Genomic DNA, 21,757 nt, shown 5'->3' with positions numbered 1-21,757 from the left:
TAAGTATATTCTCGTTAATATCTACACATTGTAAAAATCATGCTATTATTAATAATAGTAAATTTACTCGTTAAAATAAGTTCAAGTATACGCGGGTATTGTGCGCATGCATTTTTGCTAAACATATTTGGACAGTTTAACAAAATATGTTCACATCAAAATTTTTAAAAAAACCTATCATTTAATTATATAAAAAATTCTATCAATTAATATAGATGTATTTTACAATTTAGTTTACAGTGTATTAAATTTGCTTTGAAATTGATAAGATATGATGAATCTTTAAAAGAGCTCTGATATTTTTTTTACAAAAGTATGCATATATTCATTATCTATTATTATTTAAATAATTAGGAATATTTTAGATAATTTAATAACACATATAACTAATGTCCAGTTATCGCTTCGATTCTTACTTTATTTGGGTACTGTTTTCTTAAAAAATGCAAAAACATCTGCAGTAAAAATAAAATTAAATAAATTGTAAATTTTTCATTTGATATTTAAAAATATTTTTTATATTACTATTTCAGCGGTATTAATAATAAAATTGACTATGTCCCAGCATAGTTTTTTGATACCATCTTGTCTAGTTGCAGAAATAAGATAATATTTTTCTGTCCATCCTAATCTTTTTACAATACTTTCTGTATAAACGTTTATTTTATCATCACTAATTAAGTCAATTTTATTAAAAACTAACCAACGAGGTTTTTGTGAGAGATTATAACTATATTTTTCTAATTCGCCATGGATGATATGCGCATTATTCATGGGATCTGATCCATCAGAAGGTTTAATATCAATGAGATGCAAAAGAATTCGGCAACGCTCAAGGTGTTTAAGAAAACGAATTCCGAGTCCAGCTCCTGCTGCAGCATCTTCAATTAAACCTGGAATATCAGCAATTACAAAACTTTTTTCTCTGTCCATGCGCACCATACCAAGACTTGGTACCAACGTGGTAAAAGGATAATTGGCTACTTTAGGTTTTGCTGCTGATATTGCGCGAATAAAAGTAGATTTACCTGCATTCGGCAAACCGAGCATACCTACATCTGCTGTTAATATAAGCTCTAACTGAAGCTCACGCTTTTCACCAGGTGTACCAATGGTTTTTTGGCGTGGTGTACGATTTAACGAAGACTTAAAACGTGTGTTTCCTAAACCATGCCAACCCCCTTTTGCTATTATAACCTTTTGATCATGGTATGTTAAATCTCCCAATATCTCTTGAGTATTACAGTCGATCACACGCGTACCAAGAGGTACTTTAAGGATAGTATCTTTACCACTTTTCCCTGTACAATTACTACTTTGTCCGTTTTGACCATGCTCAGCTTGAAAAGATTTTTTAAAACAAAAATCAATCAATGTGTTTAAATTTTCATCTGCTAACAGGTATACATTACCACCATTACCACCATCACCACCATCTGGACCGCCTTTAGGAATATATTTTTCACGTCGAAAGCTAATACAACCATTACCACCATCACCAGCAGCTACAAAAATTTTTACTTCATCAACAAACTTCATTTGTTCTCCATTATGCTACTACTGATTGCACTTTATATCATATCTATCGACATTTTCAGTATTTATTTTCATTAAAATAAAAATTGATTACTAATCATATCATTCAGATTCAGAAGTGCCAGATTTAAATAAAATAATAGAATTAAGGTACATGATTTTACTCTTTTCAAATTAATTTTTTAATATACTAATCATATTGATATAGATTGATTAATTGATTATATACGAACATTTTAAAATAATGTTTTAATGAATAACTACACTAACATATTTTCTTTTGTGTGGTCCTTTTATTTCGAATTTAACTTTTCCATTTTTAGTCGCAAATAAGGTATGATCACGTCCACATCCAACATTATTACCGGCATGAAATTTAGTTCCACGCTGGCGAATAATGATATTGCCTGCAAAAACACTTTCACCACCAAAGCGTTTTACACCTAAACGTTTGGCATGAGAATCTCGTCCATTACGTGTTGAACCGCCCGTCTTTTTATGTGCCATTATTCAGAATCCTCATTATAACATGTAGTAATATCTATTATTTTTACATCAGTAAACCATTGTCGATGCCCAGCTTGTTTACGATAGTGCTTACGACGACGAAATTTAACAATTTTAATTTTATCATTACGACCATGACAAATAACCTCAGCTTTGATCATGCTTCCGAGAATTGATGGCGTACCAATTATTGTATTTTGGCCATTTACAATCATTAGAAGAGGACAAAATTCGACAATTTTACCTGTTGCAATATCTATTTTTTCTAAACGAATAATCTGACCTTGAGTGACTCGATGTTGCTTTCCACCACTTTTAAAAACTGCATACATATTATCTCTCCCTCATATAACTATATTTTATTAGGACAGTAACTTATTCATAAAAAAATCTTTAATCTATAAAATATTTACTAAAAAACAATAAAACTTTTCCTCTCTTAAAACTTTAAGATAAAGAAAAAAATTTATTAACATACTATATTACTTGAATATCTAAGTAACATACTTTAAATACTTTAAAAAAGTTATAATATCAAAGCTATTACAGCAATTTTATTGATATTTAAACAACTAAATAATGAATTATTATCTAAATAACTTACATCATAAAAAAATTATAAAAAATTATTTTAAAAGATCTAGTTACAATAATTGTGTCTTTTATTCTATATACAATAGTAATAATTATGCATCTATATGGATAATAAAAGCTAAATATAGAAATGTAAGAAGTTTATTGCTATACACTAGACCGTTAATTATTTGAAATTTATACTATATTGTTATATATTTTGTACGATTAATGTTGATTTTTCTAACTAATAAATTTTAATATCAGAGTCAAAGAAATCGAAAATTCATGCCTAATTTAATAATTAAATGTTGAAAAACCAATTTAAATATTTTTTAAAATATGGTACTTATCCTAATTCTTTGATACGTTCAATATATGCACCGATTGTTTTGAGCTTATGTTCTATTTTCTCATATCCACGGTCTATATGATAAATGCGATCTATTAATGTAACACCTTCTGCAATACAACCTGCTAAGACTAAACTTGCAGAAGCACGTAAGTCCATCGCTATGACTTGAACACCAAAAAGTTTCTCTACGCCATAACAAATGACGGTATTTCTTTCTATTTCTGCATGTGCTCCCATGCGTTTTAACTCAGGGATATGCATAAATCGATTTTCAAAAATCGTTTCTGTAATTACACCTGTACCTTCTGCTACTAAATTTAATAATGTAAACTGTGCTTGCATATCAGTTGGAAAACCGGGATAGGGTGCAGTTCTTATATTCACCGCCTTTGGGCGTTGACCATGCATATCTAGACTGATCCAATTACTACCCACTATAATATCTGCACCTGTATCACGCAATTTTGCTAATACAGCATCCAAGATATTCGGTTGGGTATTACGGCATAATACTTTACCACGTGAAATTGCTGCTGCTACTAAGAAAGTACCAGTTTCTATACGGTCTGGCAGAATACGATAAATACCTCCATTTAAACGTTCAACGCCTTCTATGATAATTCTACCAGTACCTTCGCCACTGATTTTTGCTCCAAGTACACTAAGAAAATTTGCTATATCAACAATTTCAGGCTCACGTGCTGCATTTTCAATAACAGTAACACCTATCGCTAGTGTTGCCGCACTCATGATAGTTACAGTGGCACCTACGCTTACTTTTTCTATAAAAATATGTGCACCTTTTAAGCGACCATTAACTGACGCCTTAAGATAACCTTCTTCTAATGTAATTTTAGCACCTAACTTCTCAAGACCCATGATGTGAAGATCCACTGGACGTGCACCAATAGCACAACCCCCGGGAAGCGCTACCTGGCCTTCTCCAAATCGTGCCACTAGTGGTCCTAAAATCCATATAGAAGCACGCATAGTTTTCACTAATTCATAAGGTGCACAGAACATATTAACATTACAAGCATTGACATGTACTGAATTATGATGTTCAACGTGTGCACCTAACTGACGAAGTAATTGTATAGTAGTTTCAATATCACGTAGTTTTGGCACGTTATGAATTTCTACTGGCGCTTCTGTGAGTAATGCAGCAAACAAAATAGGTAATGCAGCATTTTTTGCTCCAGAAATGATTACTTCGCCGTTTAAACAGGTAGGGCCTATTACACGAAATTTATCCATCCAAAATAGCTCATAATTTTTTTACAGATTTATTAATAAATAATCTATAGGTCTTGTATATTGTTGAGCTTGCGGTCTTGTGCCCACTGAGTTGGAGTATAAGTTTTGATAGATACTGCATGAATACTTTGATTAATAATATACTCCATTAAGGGTTCGTATATAACTTGTTGTTTTTGAACACGGCTTAATTTATTAAACATTTCTCCTATTGCAATGACTTGAAAATGAGTTTCATCTTTGCTCATTACATATACTTCTTCTAATGGTAACGCGTTCATTAAAAGAGCTTTCACTTCACTATTTTTCATCACTTATTGCTTCACTTGATAATAATTAGATAGATATATTAAAACAAATTATTCAAATCTTGAATATATAAAATATCCATAAAGCAAGTAATCAAAAAAAGTAATTGAAAATTATTATTTTTTTATTCACATACAATGATTTTCTGTAAATTATAAAGTGTAATAAGTGATCGTAATTTATCTGTGATACCAGTAAAAATCAATTTATTTCCCTGTGTTCGTACGATTTCTCGCAGATGTACTAACAGGGCTAAACCAGCTGAATCAATTTTTTCTAAAGCTGCAACATCAATAATATTAATATTAACCATGATACTTTCACGCTGATGCCATAATGTTAATAGTGTGTCGATATCTAATCTACCAATTAAAGCTAACGTACTAGCAGTACATTTCCAACGTAACGAATTGTTCATTATTACTTTTTATCCAAAGTAATTGGCTGTACCGCGTAAATTTTTAATTGGGTAGTCAATCCATCAATACCTTTATTGCGAAGTAAGTCACTCCATTCGTTCTGTTTAGTAGTAATCATACTAATTCCTTCAGCTGCCATGTCATATGCTTGCCATTTATTAGTTTGAGTATTTTTTCGCCATTGGAAATCAAGTCGAACTGGTGGTCGACCTGTAGGATCAATAACAGTTACGCGAATTGTTATAATTTTAGCATCACTAATTGGTTGCTCTGGCTGAATATGGTAAGTCTGTCCATGATAAAATGCTAATACCTGACCGTAGGTTTGTATCCAGTACTCTTTAAATGCTTTAATATAAGTATTACGCTGAGCTGGCGTAGCTATACGATAATAACGACCTAATACTAACGCACCTGTATATTTTATTTGCACATAAGGTAATAATTCCTCACGAACAATATCGCATAAATAATTAGGGTTTTGCTGAATCTTAACTTGTTCATTTTTTAAACGAGTAAACATTTTTACTGCAACTATGTTCATTAATTTATAAGGATTATTTTCACTTAAAGGATTAGCTATCGACGCAGAAGTAGTTACTATCATAGCAATGATCAATAAATATTTAAACATCGTTTTCACCCCCTTTCCCTTTGCATGCCTATAGCAATGCTACATTTAGCCTCTACATTAAGTTAAATTTAAACAATCAGTCTTTTCTTTTTTTGTTATTTTTATAAAGTAATTGACCTATTATATCTTCTATAATAATTACAGATTTAGTGTCACGTATTGTACAACCATTTTTTAACATAGTTGAACCAAGTTGAGGATCATAAAAACCTAAATTAAATGTTAGAAATTGTTCTCCTAGTAATCCTTGCGTACGAATTGATAACGAACTAGTATCCGGAATTTTATTAATATACTTATTGCTAATTTCCATAGTAACTCTCGGAAAAAGCAATTTGTCATCTAACATGATATTTGTAACACGTCCAATTACTACCCCACCAATTTTTACAGGTGCACTGAGCTTAAGTCCACCTATATCATCAAAAGAAGCATATAGCTTCCAAGTTTTCTCGTTACCAAATAGTTTAAAATTAGCAACACGGATACTTAGGAATAATAAAGCCAGTAGTGCAAATAGTATTAGCAAACCTACCCATATTTCTTTTTTTTTGCTTTGTATCATATTAATTCCCAAACATTAGGGCTGTTAGTACTAAATCCAAACCAAATACGGCTAATGAAGCATGAACTACAGTACGTGTTGTTGCTAAGCTAATCCCTTCCGAAGTTGGAATAGCATCATAACCGTTAAATAATGCAATCCAAGTTATAGTAATAGTGAAAAGTACACTCTTTATAATGCTATTAATTACATCAACACGAAAATTTACCGTATTTTGGATAGCGGACCAAAAAAAACCAAAATCAATGCCTTTCCAGGCTATTCCTACAATTACACCACCAGTAATTCCTAAAGCGGTAAAAATTAAAGATAATAGTGGCATGCTTATAAATGCTGCCCAAAAGCGAGGTGATAGAACACGACGTAAAGGATCCACTGCCATCATTTCCATACTAGATAGCTGCTCGGTAGCTTTCATTAGACCAATTTCCGCTGTTAAAGAAGAACCTGCTCTTCCAGTAAATAACAAAGCAGTTACCACTGGTCCAAGTTCACGTAATAGAGATAACGATACTAAAATACCTAAGTTAGTTTCAGCCTTATAAGTATTTAAGATTAGATAGCCTTGTAAACCTAATACCATACCAATAAACAGACCAGAAACTACAACGATTATTAACGAAAGCACACCAATATTGTAGAGTTGTTTTATAAGTAAAGGTGCATGTTTACGAAATGTAGGTTTACCAATTAATGCATGAAACAGCATTAAACCCGCCCGCCCAAAAGCAGCACAGGTATTAATTGCTTGACGTCCAAGTGATGCTATGACCTGTAATAGTATCAAACCATTTTCTCCTTGCGTAAATCAATTAAATCACTAAGATAATCTCCTGCAGCAGAGCGGAAAGGTACCGGTCCATCCGGATTTCCATCTATAAATTGGCGAACGCAGGGATCAGAGGTTTCCCAGAGATCACGTGCATTACCTTGAGCAATAATTTTTCGATTAGAAACAACATAAGCATAATCAGCAATACTTAATACTTCGGTTACATCATGAGATACTACAATACATGTTACCCCTAACGCATGATTGAGTTGATCGATCAATTTGACTAATACACCCATTGTAATTGGGTCCTGTCCAACAAATGGTTCATCAAACATAATTAACTCTGGTTCTAACGCAATCGATCTTGCTAAAGCCGCCCGTCGTGCCATACCACCAGAAAGTTGAGAAGGCTTCAGTTTAGTTGCACCACGTAAACCTACAGCCTCCAATTTCATCATTACTGTACTATGTAATAAAGACTCTGGTAATTTTGTATGTTCACGTAAAGGCCAAGCTGCATTTTCATAAACGTCTAAATCAGTAAAAAGTGCTCCAGATTGTAATAGCATGCTCATTTTTTTGCGTACTTCATATAATTTATTTCGAGAAAGTGCTGGAATATTATTGCCAAGAAACAAAATATCTCCTGTATCAGGTTGTAACTGACCGCCAATCAAGCGTAACAAAGTTGTTTTACCACTTCCAGAAGGTCCCATAATAGCCGTTACTTTTCCAACTGGAACCATTAAAGAAATGTTATCAAAAATAACGTGTTCGTCACATGAGAAGCTTAAGCTATGAATTTCTACCAGATTCGTTTGCTTCTGGATGATCATTTTTACCTCTTAAACATACGGATCAGGCATTACCAAATTCGAGGATGATAGTTTAGTTTACTCCACAAGCAATACCAGATTGCTTTAGAGAAATTACATACTTAATTAGTAGAGATGTGGTTATTAAAATGACATAAACATTCAATTTTTCTTAAATGTATTAAAATCAATCAATATTTATATGTAAAAATATCTACTTCAAGCTCGAAAACAAGTTACATAGATTAGAAAAATAATCACTGATCAAATCGATTGTTTATTTGTTTAAATTTTCATAAAATAATTTTCGTATTTGCCTATTGTTTTATAATCTCTTATATATATTGTTCCAAAATATAAAAACAAAACTAATCAAATATAATATTTTGAATGCAATCAGCTTAAGTTGATATTTTCTTTAAAATACTCGAAACTACAATCTAAAAAAATTTAGCAATTTAATATCAGATGCCACTCAATTTTTACATCAAAAATTTTTCATTATATTTCTTAATGAGTAAAAATTTTTAATACAAATCATATTTAAAATATTTCAGAAATATACTATGCATAATTGCTATAATTTATCCATTAAAGTAGATCTTATTTGTTGATTCTTTGAAACACTATTTAACTCATCTCTTACTTAAGAAAACCTAAGCATTTCTCTTCATTGTGTTAGCATTATTTGCATTTTTCATTTTACTTACTATATTAAGATGTTAATGAAATAATGATTACTCTTGATGAAAATATAATGACGTACAAATAGATTTTTTAACTATTCTAGATATTCAGTTATGCTAGCCCCGCTATTTATGTATACAGTAATTAAAATATTAATATATTATTTATTTAAATAATAAACTAAAATTAGCAATAGGACTAAAAGCATTATCCGCTATTATACACATATAATATTGATCCAGTTGATCAATTAAGTACGATAAAATTTATTTAATGACTGATTTTTAATTATAAGTCATCAAGATAACATTACTTTTACTAAACTGAGACACTCTGTCGTTAACGTGATAATCTAATTTAACTAACAGCTTTAGTATTTGACTAAAGTTAATAGGTATAAAATATTATTGTTAACTAAGAATATGCATCATAGTTGCAATTTTAAAATACTACTGTTAAGTCTAAATTTTAATTGTTAATTAGCAAATTAATATGCATTTGATTAATTTGACGAATGTTTTATTGATTTTCATAAATTCAATTGTTCTATAAATACAATTATAGAACAATAAGAGCATCCCCATCGCACAAAGTTAAAGCCATTTGATTTAAAGGTTGTGATTATGCCATACCGATCATCGAATTTCGACTATCAGCAAGTAGGTAAAACAGTGGTATGCATTGAACGTGAAGGATTAAAACAGCTTGATCAATATATTAACGCTGATTTTAGTATTGCATGTGAAACAATTTTTTGTTGTAGTGGCAAAGTTGTAGTAATGGGTATGGGCAAATCTGGACATATTGGAAAAAAGATTGCAGCTACGTTTGCTAGTACTGGTACACCATCTTTTTTTGTTCATGCTGGTGAGGCTAACCATGGTGATTTAGGTATGGTTACTACCAATGATATAGTAATTGCTATTTCCAATAGTGGGGAATCAAGTGAGATCCTAACACTTATTCCAGTACTAAAACGTCAAAAAATACCCCTTATTTCTATTACTAGTCGTCCACACAGCAATATAAGTCTGGCTTCTGATATACATTTATGTGTAAAAGTACCTAAAGAAGCATGTCCTCTTGGCCTTGCTCCTACTAGTAGCAGTGTTGCGACCTTAGTAATGGGTGATGCATTAGCTATTGCACTTTTAGAAGCACGAGGTTTTACCCGAGAAGATTTTGCCTTATCACATCCAGGTGGAATACTAGGGCGAAAATTATTATTAAATGTTAGCGACGTTATGCATACTAGTGATAATATCCCATATGTAAAACGTCAAGCGTCATTACGTGATGCTCTGCTGGAAATGACTCAAAAAAATCTTGGCTTAACAGTTATTGTCAATGATATCATGCAGATAGAAGGCATATTTACCGATGGTGACCTTCGTCGTATATTAGATGTCGACACCAATGTTCAGTTAGTGCGAATCCAGGATGTAATGACACACGGTGGTATTCGCGTACGTCCGAATCTACTAGCTGTAGAAGCTCTACGTTTAATGCAGGAAAAAAGCATTACTGCTTTATTAGTAAGTGAAAAAAATCATTTGCTCGGTGTTGTGCATATGCATGATATTTTAAAAGCAGGCGTAATTTAAGATAAACATTAAAAAACAATATATTAAGGTCGTAATCTACATCTTGACTAAAAATTTAAATGAGTTTTCTATTTAGTTTTATACTTTATATATAAATAAAATATTATAATTTACTTATTAAGGTGATTTTATTAATATAAAGTTATGATAGAAGTAAATGAGTTAGTTTTTCGTCTTCTACTCTATATATATATATACTAAACATATTATTAGATTTTCATATTAAATTATAAAATATAGAATATTTATATGCATCGAAAAAAATATTGGATAATCCTCATTATAGCAGCAGTTGCTATCCTGCTGTTACTTATTTGGAAGTTAACAAATCAGAATTATGATGCAATATCATCGATATCTATTAATCATCAGCGGCCTATCTATATTAGTAAAAAATGCAATACTATGATATACGACGAAACAGGATTTCTGAGCTATAATATCTTTTCAAATACGGTAACTCACTGTCCCTATCATAAAGAAAGTTGGTTTTATCATCCAATGATTACTGTGTATGACGAAAAAAATAACATTCCTAATTGGGTAGTTTATTCGGATCGAGCCATACTTGCTAAAGAACATATACTTTATCTATACGGTCACGTCGAATTTAATTCATTGACGCAGAATTTACAACTTGACTGCATTAAAACTAATAAGGCCAAGTTAAATTTAGTTAACCAAGATATAGAATCCAATGATCAAGTGACCTTACATGGTCCAAATTTTAACGCTACCGGCATAAACATGCACGGCAATTTAAGAAAAAAAAATACGCTATTGGAGAAGGTTAAAATCTCTTATGATATTCAGAATGAAAAGAAAAAACCTTCACTTGTTACTTATAGTTGTCCTTTTGGTTACTAATCTGTCGGTATTAGCATTAACAGAAGATTTAGATAAACCAATTAACATTGAATGCATTAACCAATCAATTGATCTAAAAAGTAATATTTCAATTTTTAGTGGTCATGTAGTTATGACGCAAGGCTCTATCAAACTCAAAGCTGACATTGTAAGAGTTACGCATATTAGTAAGGATGCTCATAAAATCATTGTAGATATTTATGGAAATCCAGCTACTTTTTACCAAATGCAAGAAAATGGACAAGCAGTACAAGGACACGCAGCTAAATTACATTACGATGTAGCAAGGCATGTTATTGAACTAAATGACAATGCTTGTATAAAACAAAAAGATAGTAATATACAAAGCGATCATATTACTTATTTTATAAAAGAGAAGAAATTTCATGCATATAGTCAAGGTCAAAAAAAGCATGTCACTACTGTGTTAGTACCATCACAGTTAGAACATTTAAATGTGCAAACAGGGAATAAAAACAAGAGTAATTAATTACTATGTCGCTATTAATTGCTAAAAAATTAGCTAAAATTTATAAAAATTGCTATGTAGTGAAAAATATTAGTTTGAGAGTAAAATCCGGTGAAATTATTGGATTATTAGGTCCTAATGGAGCTGGAAAAACGACTACATTTTACATGTTAGCAGGAATCGTAACACATGATATAGGTCAAATTATAATTGATGATGAAGACATTAGTTTGCTGACATTAGATGCACGTGCAAGACGCGGCATCGGTTATTTACCTCAAGAGGCATCCATATTTCGTCAATTAAGCGTTTACAATAATTTAATGGCAGTATTGGAAATACGTACAATGCTCACAAAAAAACAACGCGAGCATTGTGCTAGACAATTGATGCAAGAATTTCATATTGAACATTTATCTAATCATATAGGAGCAACTTTATCTGGCGGTGAACGTCGTCGTGTAGAAATTGCTCGCGCCTTAGCAGTTGAACCAAAATTCATTCTTTTAGATGAGCCATTTGCTGGTATTGATCCTATTTCGGTTATTGATATTAAAGAAATTATTAAACATTTAAGTAATAGCGGTTTAGGTGTACTGATCACTGATCATAATGTACGAGAAACTCTTACAGTATGTAATCGTGCTTATATTATGAATCAAGGTCGTCTGCTTGCTCATGGTACTCCTAATGAAATTATTTCAAATACACATGTAAAACGTGTTTATTTAGGGGCAGACTTTAAACTCTGATGAAATGAAGAAATGTCATCATAACTAATTTTTTTTAATAGGGTTTCGAAAATCATTATGAAGTAAGATTCGCAACTCAATCTTAAATCTCAATTACTAATACACTACAGTTGAAAAAAATATGCCTGTTACAACTCTGGACAATTACACTATGATAGGTATTTCAATTAGTTCTGGAAAACAGTCCATTAATATAAAAAACAAATTCTCAGGACGATAAATTCGAAACGTCAGTTTTCATAAAAATTTTATATAAAGAATAATTTTTTAAAAAACACGTACCAAGAAGCTGAAACATATAAGATGATACATGTGATTCTATTTAATTCTGAAAAAGATAAAATCTATACTGTTAATCCTTTTCAAATATTAATAATTATCGAAAATATAAAATATTACTAGTTGATTATTCTATTACCTGTCAGTTGTTAAAAAATTATTAATGTATCAAGTTACTCTACCGCCTTTATATTGACACTGATCGTGCTATCGCTATTCAATCCTAGATACTATTGATAATAGAAGTGATTTTTAAAACTACATTGCGAAATATTTACGACAACATTGGCACTAAAGAATTAAAATTAGAAGAGGTTGAAGCGGTATTAAACAAATTCGATTTTTTGATCTAGTCGGTTTTAGAACATGCGATTTACGTAATTGCATGTTAGTATAATTATCACAATGTTCTGATGATATACGCATTTTGACAAAAGCTCGTTTACGCATCAGTGAACATCTTGATCTTTTAGATACAATGATATTCGCAATTTAAATAGGAGAGTTGTTACTAACTACAGTGCTATCAATTAAATCACTCGATCCACGCACTGGAAAATTATAAAATAGCTACTTACCAAAGTGTATTATACTTGATGTATTAGTAAATAAAATCTATATGGATTGTAGTGTTGAACTCAATAGTACTCCCTTTTTACCAGTAATCAAAATAATTCCATAGTATGCAGCTATAAATAAACTAGCATAACAAACAATCATGATGCAAATCAGTTTATCTATCATAATCTACAGCAGGTTAAGTGGCTCATAAAAAGTCTGAAAAACTAAAATGATTCTCTTTTACAAAGTAGCAAAGTGTATTGTCGAACAATAAAAAGATTTTTTTGAGTATGGATAAAAGTACATACGTCCTATACTGCTAATAGAAATTGCAAAAGCTGTAGATATGTAGAAGTGTACCATTTTTTAAATAATTCATCGGAATTATTTACATAGTTCACTTGGTATTTTTGAATTGAAATATTTTTTCAAAAAATATCAATATTATACAAGATAGTAAAAATCATCTAATGCAATTAGGGCATTGTTAAAATATTTTATTTCTAAAGTAAAATATTAAAAGACCCTTGAGTGATAGTAAATTGACCTCCATGTTATATAATAAAGAGCGCATCGCACTCTTTTTAAGCATCTAAAATTGTTATCTATATTATCGCTAAATCAAAACAAAAAATTCTTTTAAAATAATAGAGACAAAATATTATGCAAACAAATTTAGTACAACAAAATGATTTTAATATCATTAAATCTAATAAATTTGTAGGTAATAAATTTATTACATTAAATTACTGCTACAATGATACTAGTCAATGTAATCTTATACTGGAAGTATTAAATGTTTCACGCATAATGTTATATATTGTGCTTTACTAAGGGCACATCAAATATAGCAAGTATACGTGTCGTTCGATTATTGGATTCATCAACAAATTTTCACTTAGTTGAATCAAGAAAACGACAATTCAAAAAGATACTAACTTTCACTGCTTTTAAGCACTATTTTATTAAGTACTTAGACGGGAAAAGAGATGCGCTGATTATTGCTCAGTTTAGAATCGCAATAGATATCTTTTAATACACTTACAATTAATTGCATTAATTAAGTAAGTTGTGGCCATCTTCATGACTATGTGAATTCCTAAGCAAAAAGATGATAAAGAATGATCTAACACTGGAATTGAGGTCTGTGCTTTCACTAGACTGTACGCGAAATGGTATATACTGCGAGAATAAAAGACATGCATTGGAAATCATTAGCAAACTAGCAGGTAAACAGTTGAATTTACCGCATCAGCGACTTTTCGAAGCGATTTCAACTCGTGAACGTATAGGCAGTACTGGAATTGGTAATGGTATTGCAATTCCTCATGGGAAACTGGAAGTAGATATATTATACACTCTAGGTGTATTTATTAGCCTTGTTCATCCAATCGCTTTCAATGCTATTGATAATCAACCGGTAGATTTGTTATTTGCACTACTGGTGCCATCCGATCAGTGCAAGACCCATTTACATACGTTATCACTAGTAGCAAAACGATTAGCAAACAAAATAATCTGTCGCCGTTTACGTGCAGCGCAGAGTGATTCCGAACTCTACGCTATCATTACAGAAACACCGGAAGCGAATCTTTGATATACAGAGCGTCTTGCTTGCGACTCGTATTCTGTTTAAAACGTGAGAAATGTGATGGTAATCATGATCGTCAGCGGTCGCTCTGGATCAGGAAAATCAGTTGCATTAAATGCCTTAGAAGATATGGGTTTTTACTGTGTTGATAACCTTCCAGTATTATTACTTCCAGAATTAGCTAATATCTTAACTCAACGTAATATTTCTATAGCAGTAAGTATTGATGTGCGTAATATGCCAGAATCACTTGAAATATTTGAAAATTCTATTAATAATTTACCTAATTCTTTTTTACCACAGCTATTATTCTTAGATGCTAATCAAAATACACTTATACGTCGTTATAATCATACCCGTCGCCTTCATCCGCTTTCTAATAATAATATATCATTGGAAAAGGCTATTAATGAAGAGAATGCGTTATTAGAACCCTTGCGTTCTCGTGCCGATTTGATCATTGATACATCAGAGATGTCAGTACATGAATTAGCGCAAATATTGCGTAAAAGACTACTTGGTAAATGCAACCGCGAACTCACTATAATATTTGAGTCTTTTGGTTTTAAGTATGGGATTCCCATGGATATAGATTATGTATTTGATGTACGTTTTCTACCTAACCCACATTGGGATCCAAAATTACGTTCTATGACAGGTCTCGATCATTCAGTAATAGCATTTCTCGAACGTTGCACAGAAGTACATAACTTTATCTATCAAACACGAAATTATCTAGAAACTTGGCTGCCAATGTTAGAAAAGAATAATCGTAGTTATCTTACTGTGGCAATTGGTTGTACAGGTGGTAAACATCGTTCAGTGTATATAGTGGAACAGCTAACACGTTACTTCCGTTTTCGTGGCAAAAACGTACAATCTCGTCATCGTACTCTGGAAAAATTTTAATTATGACTGTAAAAAAAATTGTTGAAATTCAAAATAAGCTAGGCATACATGCACGACCAGCGATGAAATTATTTGAATTAGTACAAAGTTTCAATGCTGAAGTAATTTTACGTAATACATTAGGTACTGAAGCAAAAGCTAGTAGTGTGATTGGATTACTGATGCTCGATTCAGCAAAAGGAGGTCACATTGAGATCGAAGCTAACGGTATTGAAGAAGAAAAAGCATTAGCTGCAGTCATTGAGCTCTTTCAAGCTGGTTTTTATGAAGTATAAAATCTTCTATTAAATAAATTTAGATATATATTATCTATTATTTGTGCAAGGTATTTTTACGTAAAAAATTACTATTGATTTCGTAAATCAAAACATTTTAAAAAATAATTAACTTACTCATTTTCATGAAATCTTGCAAATATGATATCAAGCAAATTATATTAATAGGTTGAAATAATTGAGCAACATTTTTCAAATAACACATTGATTCTATGATATTTAAATTGATTTCATCATTTTTCTTATTTGATTAGTTAATGTTATGAATCTTTTGTTGAATTGACAGATACCAATGTACTGTAAAACACTATTTCATCATAGCAATGTTCTGTTAAAAAAAGCGCATCAGTAAAGAATATTAATAGTGATATCTCTCTTAAATTTTCATTAAAATAACTGTAAATTCTATAGCGTTATGATTTTTATAGTTAATTTTTAAACGTACATTAGCTGATTATCTGATTGATAAACAATATTTAACATTTATTAAATATTTCAAATTGCTCTTTTAAATTTCATTACCTACGATGAAGAAATATTTTGCATTACAAAATACAAACAAATAACTTTGATTTGCATATTGCAATTTATTACATATCACTAGATATTAAATTTTGAAATTTTGCCAAACAAGAATTTGTTAGTCTGTGTTGGCTATTACTATATTAAATTTTAATTTAAAAAGTTTAAAGAAATCAAATTCAATAATTCCTTATTTTCAGCATTTAATCCATACAGTTCACCACATTTACGAATTATGTTATGTAATGTATCTATACATAGAGAGATATTGATATGCATCTAATTATATTGAATTAATATTTTGAGAGAAAATTATTTTTCATCAAAGTGTATGATTAACATCATGCACATAATATTATATTTAATATTGAGTATTTATATAAAAAATCCAATTTTTATTGATAGATTAAATTATTATTGATGTTGATATTTGATGTTTCGCAAATTCTTACGCGATAATTGTAGAACACCTAGGCACTAAAAGAAAATATATTATTTTTTTAAAATTAAAAGTAATTATAAGATTTTTATGCTAAATATAATCCTTAATATAGTTAAAAACGGAATCTAAACTTAACTAACGCTACTAATACATTACATAATATAACACAGCTTATTCTAAGAAAGTATTTATTTTAGGTATTGAATATTAAATTATCTATACTAGACATCTCTAATAAGTTACATGCTAGATGATTATGAAGAATACATTCATTATGAATAATGTTCGAAAGAAAACACATGGGATCTTGATTGACTATAGATGCAATAGCCATATAATCGACATATGTATTAAAATATAGTAAATCGCAAAAAATAAAAATCTTTTTTCTTTATGAGGTTAAGAAATTATTAAAAATAAAAATCCGCTTCCGTGCAGATTTTCATTAAAATTAAATAATCAAAAGCAAAACATTATATTTAATTATTTATATCAAAATATTAGCGCTTAGAAAATTGCGGACGACGGCGTGATTTTCGCAAACCAACTTTCTTACGTTCAACTCGACGTGCATCACGTGTTACAAAACCAGCCTGACGTAGATCAGAACGCATAGATTCATCATACTGTATTAAAGCACGAGTAATACCATGACGAATCGCGCCTGCTTGACCCGAAATACCACCACCTTTAACAGTAATATAAAGGTCCATTTTGTTAATTAGATTAACTAATTCTAGTGGCTGACATACTACCATACGCGCAGTTTCACGGCCAAAATATTGTTCTAGAGAACGTTGATTGACTATAATTTTACCGCTACCTATCTTCATAAACACACGTGCAGATGAACTTTTTCGACGACCAGTACCATATTTTTGAATTTCAACCATTGATTTAAATCCTGATTAAATGTCAAGAATTTGCGGTTTTTGTGCCGCATGTTTGTGTTCTTTACCCGCGTAAACTTTCAATTTACGATACATTGCACGTCCTAATGGTCCTTTTGGTAGCATACCTTTAATAGCAATTTCAATAATTCGTTCAGGCGAACGAAGCAACATTTCTTTAAAAGTTGTTTGCTTTATACCACCAATATAACCTGTATGGCGATAATAAATTTTTTTATTATATTTATTACCGGTTATAGCAATTTTATCAGCGTTTATAACAATGATATAATCACCCATATCAACATGTGGAGTATATTCTACTTTATGTTTCCCACGTAACCGACGTGCTAATTCTGTTGCCAAACGTCCTAGTATTTTTCCTTTTGCATCAATAGTATACCATTTTTTTTCTGTAGTAATGTGTTTAGCCATATATGTTTTCATTAAAATCTTACCTAAATAACAATGACAGGTTTTTAAAAATTCAAATGCTTTAATAATTGAACTCTATACATCTCTGCTATGAATAACTAAAAAATATCTATTTTGAGAAAATCATTTACATAATACATTTAAAGAAATAAAACTTCATTTTACATAAATCTGAAAAATTTTAAATTACTCTAATCTAAAATCGAGCTTTACATTCTATCATATCTCAATAAAAATTTTCTTAATTACCTAAGGTAAATGAGGTAGAAACCAGTACTTTTGACTTTGCATTTCCTGTAAACGCGATAAGCAACGTTGATATTGAAATTTTAACTGTTTGCCTTGATAAATTTCATGCATTGAATTTTCTGCTGAAACTACTAATTTAACATGTCGGTCATAAAATTCATCTATCAGTGCAAGAAAGCGACATGCTTGATCTTCATTCTTATCAGTCATTACCAGTACATCATGTAATAATACCTTCTGAAAACGGTGTGATATTTCAATATAATCATATTGACTACGCCCTTGACCGCATAAAATTGAAAAATCAACGGCTAATACTCCCTGCGTTTCATCCATGCCTCGAATTTTCATCTTTCGATGATTAATATCTAGTGACAATGATTGTTGGCATATATGATCTGACATTCTGTAAAGCATATGCTTCATTTTAATATTAGTGTCTTGATTAAGTGGATAATTCCATATATGCATCAAAGGTAATGCACGGAGCCGATAGTCAATATTAGTATCAAATTGAATTATATCGCAGTGAAGTTTGATTTGATTAATTGCAGGTAAAAAAAACGCTCGCTGTAAACCATTTTGATAAAGTTCATCTGGTGGAATGTTAGAAGTCATAACTAATGAAACACCACATGTAAAAAGCGCTTCTATTAATATACCAAGTAACATAGCATCTGTTATATCGGATACACTAAACTCATCAACACAAAGAATGTCAGTTTTAAATTTTAAACGATTAGCAATAATAAATAGTGGATTCTCATAGCCTTGAAGCTGATTTAATTCTTGATGTATTTTTAGCATAAGACGATGAAAATGTAGACGTATTTTACGATTTTTAGGAATTGATTGGAAGAAAAGATCCATTATCCATGTTTTACCACAACCCACACTTCCACATATATATAGACCACGCACGGGTAATTCGTATTTATAACATTTTTTATTAATAAATTTTGAAAAACAATTAAATAGATTTTTTGATATTTTCTGTTTATAACATTGGCGTGTAATTAACTGTTGTTGAATATTATTTAGTTTAGTAATCACTTCTCTTTGTTTATCATCTGGCTGAAATGCATTTTTCAATAAGGTCTGTTCATACAGTGCAAGTAGAGATAAATATTGCATTATTTTTTTAAAACCTCTGAATAATGAACGTTTCTATCATTGAAAATTAAATTATATCTCTATATTAAAAGATACTTACGTTTAGCATTCCACTTACAATACATTAACAAGTATAGTGATAACTGACTATTGATATTAAAATGAAAGAAATACAGCATAAAATAATAAAAATTATGTAGGAGATATTATGACTTGGCAATATAGTCTAATTGGTTTAATCATTGGAATTATTATCGGCGTTATACTAATGCGTTTTAGTAATAAAAAGTTACGAAAACTACGCGTTATAAAAGATGAATTAGAACAATCAAGACAAGAATTATTAAGCTACCGCGAAGCACTTGTTAAGCATTATTCACATAGCGCTGAATTGGCAGACAATATGATACGTGAGTATCGTAAATTTTATCAACATATGAAAAAAAGTTGCAATGAACTTTTACCTAATCTGCCAGAAGACAAAAAATTTTTTGCTCATCAACTACCAGAAATGAATAATAATAATCAGACAACAATACAAATCCCGCGTGATTACTCTGAACACTCATCTAGCTTAACATGTAGTGAGCATACACAACACAATTAATATCTTTAATATGGTATTATTATATTTTCTCGTTTTGTTAGTCAAAATTTTATTAAACAACTATCACACTTTCTCTATTCCCTTTTAGCAACGAGAGCTTTATAGAAATGAAAACACAAGAACGACTTTTAAGCGTATTGATCTTGAGCATTTGGATAGTTTTAGGTTTGAGTATTGCCCCAAGTGTTAAGGCAACCTTTCCTGCACACGTACAAGGACAAACGCTACCGAGCCTAGCTCCGATGCTGGAAAAAGTTCTTCCTGCAGTAGTTAGTGTACATGTCGAAGGGATTGACAGTGCACAACAAGTACAAGAAATGCCTATACCTTTAAGGCGCTTTTTTGGTCAATTACCTGGGCAACATAGCCAGTTAGAACCATTTGAAGGATTGGGTTCCGGCGTAATTATCGATGCTAATAGAGGTTATATTCTTACTAATAATCATGTGATTAATGGTGCAGATAAAATTATCGTACAGTTAAACGATGGTAATGAATATGACGCTCAACCTATTGGTTTTGACGAACCAACTGATATTGCACTGATTCAGGTCAAAACCGAAAATCATTTAAGTCAAATAAAAATCGCGGATTCTGATGCACTGCAAGTAGGTGATTTTGCCGTAGCAATTGGCAATCCATTTGGTCTTGGTCAAACAGCGACCTCTGGTATTATATCAGCACTTGGTCGCAGTGGTCTAAATTTAGAGGGTTTAGAAAATTTCATTCAGACAGATGCAGCAATCAATCGTGGCAATTCTGGCGGTGCATTAGTAAACCTAAAAGGTGAATTAATTGGTATTAATACTGCGATTCTAGCTTCAAGCGGTGGCAATATGGGTATCGGTTTTGCTATTCCTAGTAATATGGCAATGAATCTCGTACAACAACTAATACAATTTGGTGAAATAAAACGTGGTCGTTTAGGTATTAAAGGAATAGAAATGAATGTTGATATAGCACAGGCATTCAACGTTAATGTACAACGTGGTGCTTTTGTTTCAGAAGTATTGCCAAAATCTGCTGCAGAAAAAGCAGGTATTCAATCAGGTGATATAATCACTTCTATCAATAATAAAACAATAGCTAGTTTTTCTGAACTACGTGCTAAGGTTGGCACTACTCCACCTGGACAAAGAATAAAAATTGGTCTGTTACGTCAAGGAAAATTCGTTAAAGTAACTGTGATACTAGAACAAAATTGCCCTAATAGTGCTCATTTAATGGCACGCGGACTCCAGGGTGCAACGCTAAGTGATGGTGTAACTAAGGATGGCAGAAAAGGTATCAAAATTGATTTTATTGAAAGAAATACACCAGCTGAATTAGTTGGTCTTCAAAAAGACGATGTCATTATTGGAATAAACCGCACACGTATAATAAATCTTTCTGAAATGCGCAAAGCTCTTCAGAAAAAACTATCTGTAATAGCATTAAACATTATACGTGGTGAAGAAAGTATTTATATCTTGCTACCAGGATAAATAAATTGTAATTTAAATATACAAGTAAATATTGATTAAATTTCTTCACATACTAACCATTATTTTAGTTTTGTGACTTTTAATTGCAATATTGAAAAAGGGAACACTTCTGTTCCCTTTTTCGCTTTACATCTGCATGACTCAGATTGAATAAATTTTAATATATTGATATTAATTAATAATTACACAAGCAACTATTTAAAACACATAAGATGCGACTGTTGTGTTTAAAAAAATTGTTATGATGATCCTAATTTTAAAAAATTATTTATATGT

The 21,757-nt window shown here is 30.9% G+C and carries 21 protein-coding genes and 1 pseudogene; 9 read left to right on the top strand and 13 right to left on the bottom strand.

Features of this window, described 5'->3' with window-relative positions:
- Positions 1-540 precede the first annotated feature (540 nt).
- The 10 genes and pseudogenes from cgtA to mlaF form a co-directional block, all read right to left on the bottom strand.
- Positions 541-1,539 (bottom strand): annotated as a pseudogene (cgtA, locus tag BMSBPS_RS04155) (Obg family GTPase CgtA); the annotation flags it as partial.
- 246 nt (positions 1,540-1,785) lie between these two features.
- The gene (gene rpmA, locus BMSBPS_RS04150) at positions 1,786-2,043 is read right to left on the bottom strand and encodes a 50S ribosomal protein L27 (protein WP_022564354.1); all 258 of its coding nucleotides are present in this window, start codon (positions 2,041-2,043) and stop codon (positions 1,786-1,788) included.
- A complete protein-coding gene (rplU, locus tag BMSBPS_RS04145) occupies positions 2,043-2,375 on the bottom strand; it encodes a 50S ribosomal protein L21 (RefSeq protein WP_022564353.1) in 333 nt (110 codons plus the stop codon). The genes rpmA and rplU overlap by 1 nt, the downstream gene beginning before the upstream one ends.
- A gap of 590 nt (positions 2,376-2,965) precedes the next feature.
- Complete coding sequence (gene murA / locus BMSBPS_RS04140; RefSeq protein WP_022564351.1) at positions 2,966-4,228, bottom strand: UDP-N-acetylglucosamine 1-carboxyvinyltransferase; 1,263 nt, start codon at positions 4,226-4,228, stop codon at positions 2,966-2,968.
- Between the two features lie 44 nt (positions 4,229-4,272).
- Positions 4,273-4,539 (bottom strand): BolA family protein, encoded by a 267-nt coding sequence (locus BMSBPS_RS04135; protein ID WP_044169976.1) that lies wholly within the window; start codon positions 4,537-4,539, stop codon positions 4,273-4,275.
- Positions 4,540-4,661: 122 nt separating this feature from the next.
- Positions 4,662-4,955, bottom strand: coding sequence for a lipid asymmetry maintenance protein MlaB (gene mlaB / locus BMSBPS_RS04130; RefSeq protein WP_022564349.1), 294 nt, complete (start codon positions 4,953-4,955; stop codon positions 4,662-4,664).
- A gap of 2 nt (positions 4,956-4,957) precedes the next feature.
- Entirely contained in the window at positions 4,958-5,590 is a 633-nt protein-coding gene (mlaC, locus tag BMSBPS_RS04125; protein WP_022564348.1) for a phospholipid-binding protein MlaC, read from the bottom strand.
- Between the two features lie 76 nt (positions 5,591-5,666).
- Complete coding sequence (gene mlaD / locus BMSBPS_RS04120) at positions 5,667-6,152, bottom strand: outer membrane lipid asymmetry maintenance protein MlaD (protein WP_044170083.1); 486 nt, start codon at positions 6,150-6,152, stop codon at positions 5,667-5,669.
- 4 nt (positions 6,153-6,156) lie between these two features.
- Complete coding sequence (mlaE, locus tag BMSBPS_RS04115; RefSeq protein ID WP_044170081.1) at positions 6,157-6,939, bottom strand: lipid asymmetry maintenance ABC transporter permease subunit MlaE; 783 nt, start codon at positions 6,937-6,939, stop codon at positions 6,157-6,159.
- The gene (gene mlaF, locus BMSBPS_RS04110) at positions 6,939-7,763 is read right to left on the bottom strand and encodes a phospholipid ABC transporter ATP-binding protein MlaF (RefSeq protein WP_044170079.1); all 825 of its coding nucleotides are present in this window, start codon (positions 7,761-7,763) and stop codon (positions 6,939-6,941) included. The genes mlaE and mlaF overlap by 1 nt, the downstream gene beginning before the upstream one ends.
- Positions 7,764-9,055: 1,292 nt before the next feature.
- On the opposite strand from mlaF, the gene kdsD reads away from it, so the two are divergent.
- The 7 genes from kdsD to npr all read left to right on the top strand — a co-directional run bounded on the left by kdsD (position 9,056) and on the right by npr (position 15,739).
- Positions 9,056-10,036 (top strand): arabinose-5-phosphate isomerase KdsD, encoded by a 981-nt coding sequence (kdsD, locus tag BMSBPS_RS04105; protein WP_046201201.1) that lies wholly within the window; start codon positions 9,056-9,058, stop codon positions 10,034-10,036.
- Between the two features lie 249 nt (positions 10,037-10,285).
- Positions 10,286-10,903, top strand: a complete 618-nt coding sequence (lptC, locus tag BMSBPS_RS04100) for an LPS export ABC transporter periplasmic protein LptC (protein ID WP_044169974.1) — start codon at positions 10,286-10,288, stop codon at positions 10,901-10,903.
- A complete protein-coding gene (gene lptA / locus BMSBPS_RS04095) occupies positions 10,839-11,393 on the top strand; it encodes a lipopolysaccharide transport periplasmic protein LptA (protein ID WP_044169972.1) in 555 nt (184 codons plus the stop codon). Before lptC ends, lptA begins: the two co-directional genes overlap by 65 nt.
- 5 nt (positions 11,394-11,398) lie before the next feature.
- On the top strand, positions 11,399-12,124 hold the full coding sequence (gene lptB, locus BMSBPS_RS04090; protein WP_022564341.1) for an LPS export ABC transporter ATP-binding protein: 726 nt from the start codon (positions 11,399-11,401) through the stop codon (positions 12,122-12,124).
- 1,954 nt (positions 12,125-14,078) lie between these two features.
- The gene (gene ptsN / locus BMSBPS_RS04085) at positions 14,079-14,561 is read left to right on the top strand and encodes a PTS IIA-like nitrogen regulatory protein PtsN (RefSeq protein WP_200895193.1); all 483 of its coding nucleotides are present in this window, start codon (positions 14,079-14,081) and stop codon (positions 14,559-14,561) included.
- A 54-nt stretch (positions 14,562-14,615) separates the two neighbouring features.
- Positions 14,616-15,464, top strand: a complete 849-nt coding sequence (gene rapZ, locus BMSBPS_RS04080; protein ID WP_046201200.1) for an RNase adapter RapZ — start codon at positions 14,616-14,618, stop codon at positions 15,462-15,464.
- A gap of 2 nt (positions 15,465-15,466) precedes the next feature.
- The gene (gene npr / locus BMSBPS_RS04075; RefSeq protein WP_022564337.1) at positions 15,467-15,739 is read left to right on the top strand and encodes a PTS phosphocarrier protein NPr; all 273 of its coding nucleotides are present in this window, start codon (positions 15,467-15,469) and stop codon (positions 15,737-15,739) included.
- 1,464 nt (positions 15,740-17,203) lie between these two features.
- Here the strand turns inward: npr and rpsI are convergent.
- The 3 genes from rpsI to zapE all read right to left on the bottom strand — a co-directional run bounded on the left by rpsI (position 17,204) and on the right by zapE (position 19,411).
- A complete protein-coding gene (gene rpsI / locus BMSBPS_RS04070) occupies positions 17,204-17,596 on the bottom strand; it encodes a 30S ribosomal protein S9 (RefSeq protein WP_022564336.1) in 393 nt (130 codons plus the stop codon).
- Between the two features lie 15 nt (positions 17,597-17,611).
- Positions 17,612-18,040, bottom strand: a complete 429-nt coding sequence (gene rplM, locus BMSBPS_RS04065; protein WP_046201199.1) for a 50S ribosomal protein L13 — start codon at positions 18,038-18,040, stop codon at positions 17,612-17,614.
- A 237-nt stretch (positions 18,041-18,277) separates the two neighbouring features.
- A complete protein-coding gene (gene zapE / locus BMSBPS_RS04060) occupies positions 18,278-19,411 on the bottom strand; it encodes a cell division protein ZapE (protein ID WP_046201198.1) in 1,134 nt (377 codons plus the stop codon).
- A gap of 187 nt (positions 19,412-19,598) precedes the next feature.
- Between zapE and BMSBPS_RS04055 the strand changes: the two genes are divergently transcribed.
- Together BMSBPS_RS04055 and BMSBPS_RS04050 are read left to right on the top strand one after the other, a co-directional pair.
- On the top strand, positions 19,599-19,997 hold the full coding sequence (locus tag BMSBPS_RS04055) for a ZapG family protein (protein ID WP_046201197.1): 399 nt from the start codon (positions 19,599-19,601) through the stop codon (positions 19,995-19,997).
- A gap of 107 nt (positions 19,998-20,104) precedes the next feature.
- Positions 20,105-21,481: a Do family serine endopeptidase gene (locus BMSBPS_RS04050; protein WP_046201196.1), complete on the top strand. Its 1,377-nt coding sequence runs from the start codon at positions 20,105-20,107 to the stop codon at positions 21,479-21,481.
- Positions 21,482-21,757: the final 276 nt, after the last annotated feature.

This window comes from Candidatus Pantoea carbekii (genome assembly GCF_000971765.1).
In the GTDB taxonomy this organism is placed as follows: domain Bacteria; phylum Pseudomonadota; class Gammaproteobacteria; order Enterobacterales; family Enterobacteriaceae; genus Pantoea_A; species Pantoea_A carbekii.
The sequence above is the reverse complement of the archived record's forward strand: the minus strand, read 5'-3'. Positions and strand labels throughout refer to the sequence as shown.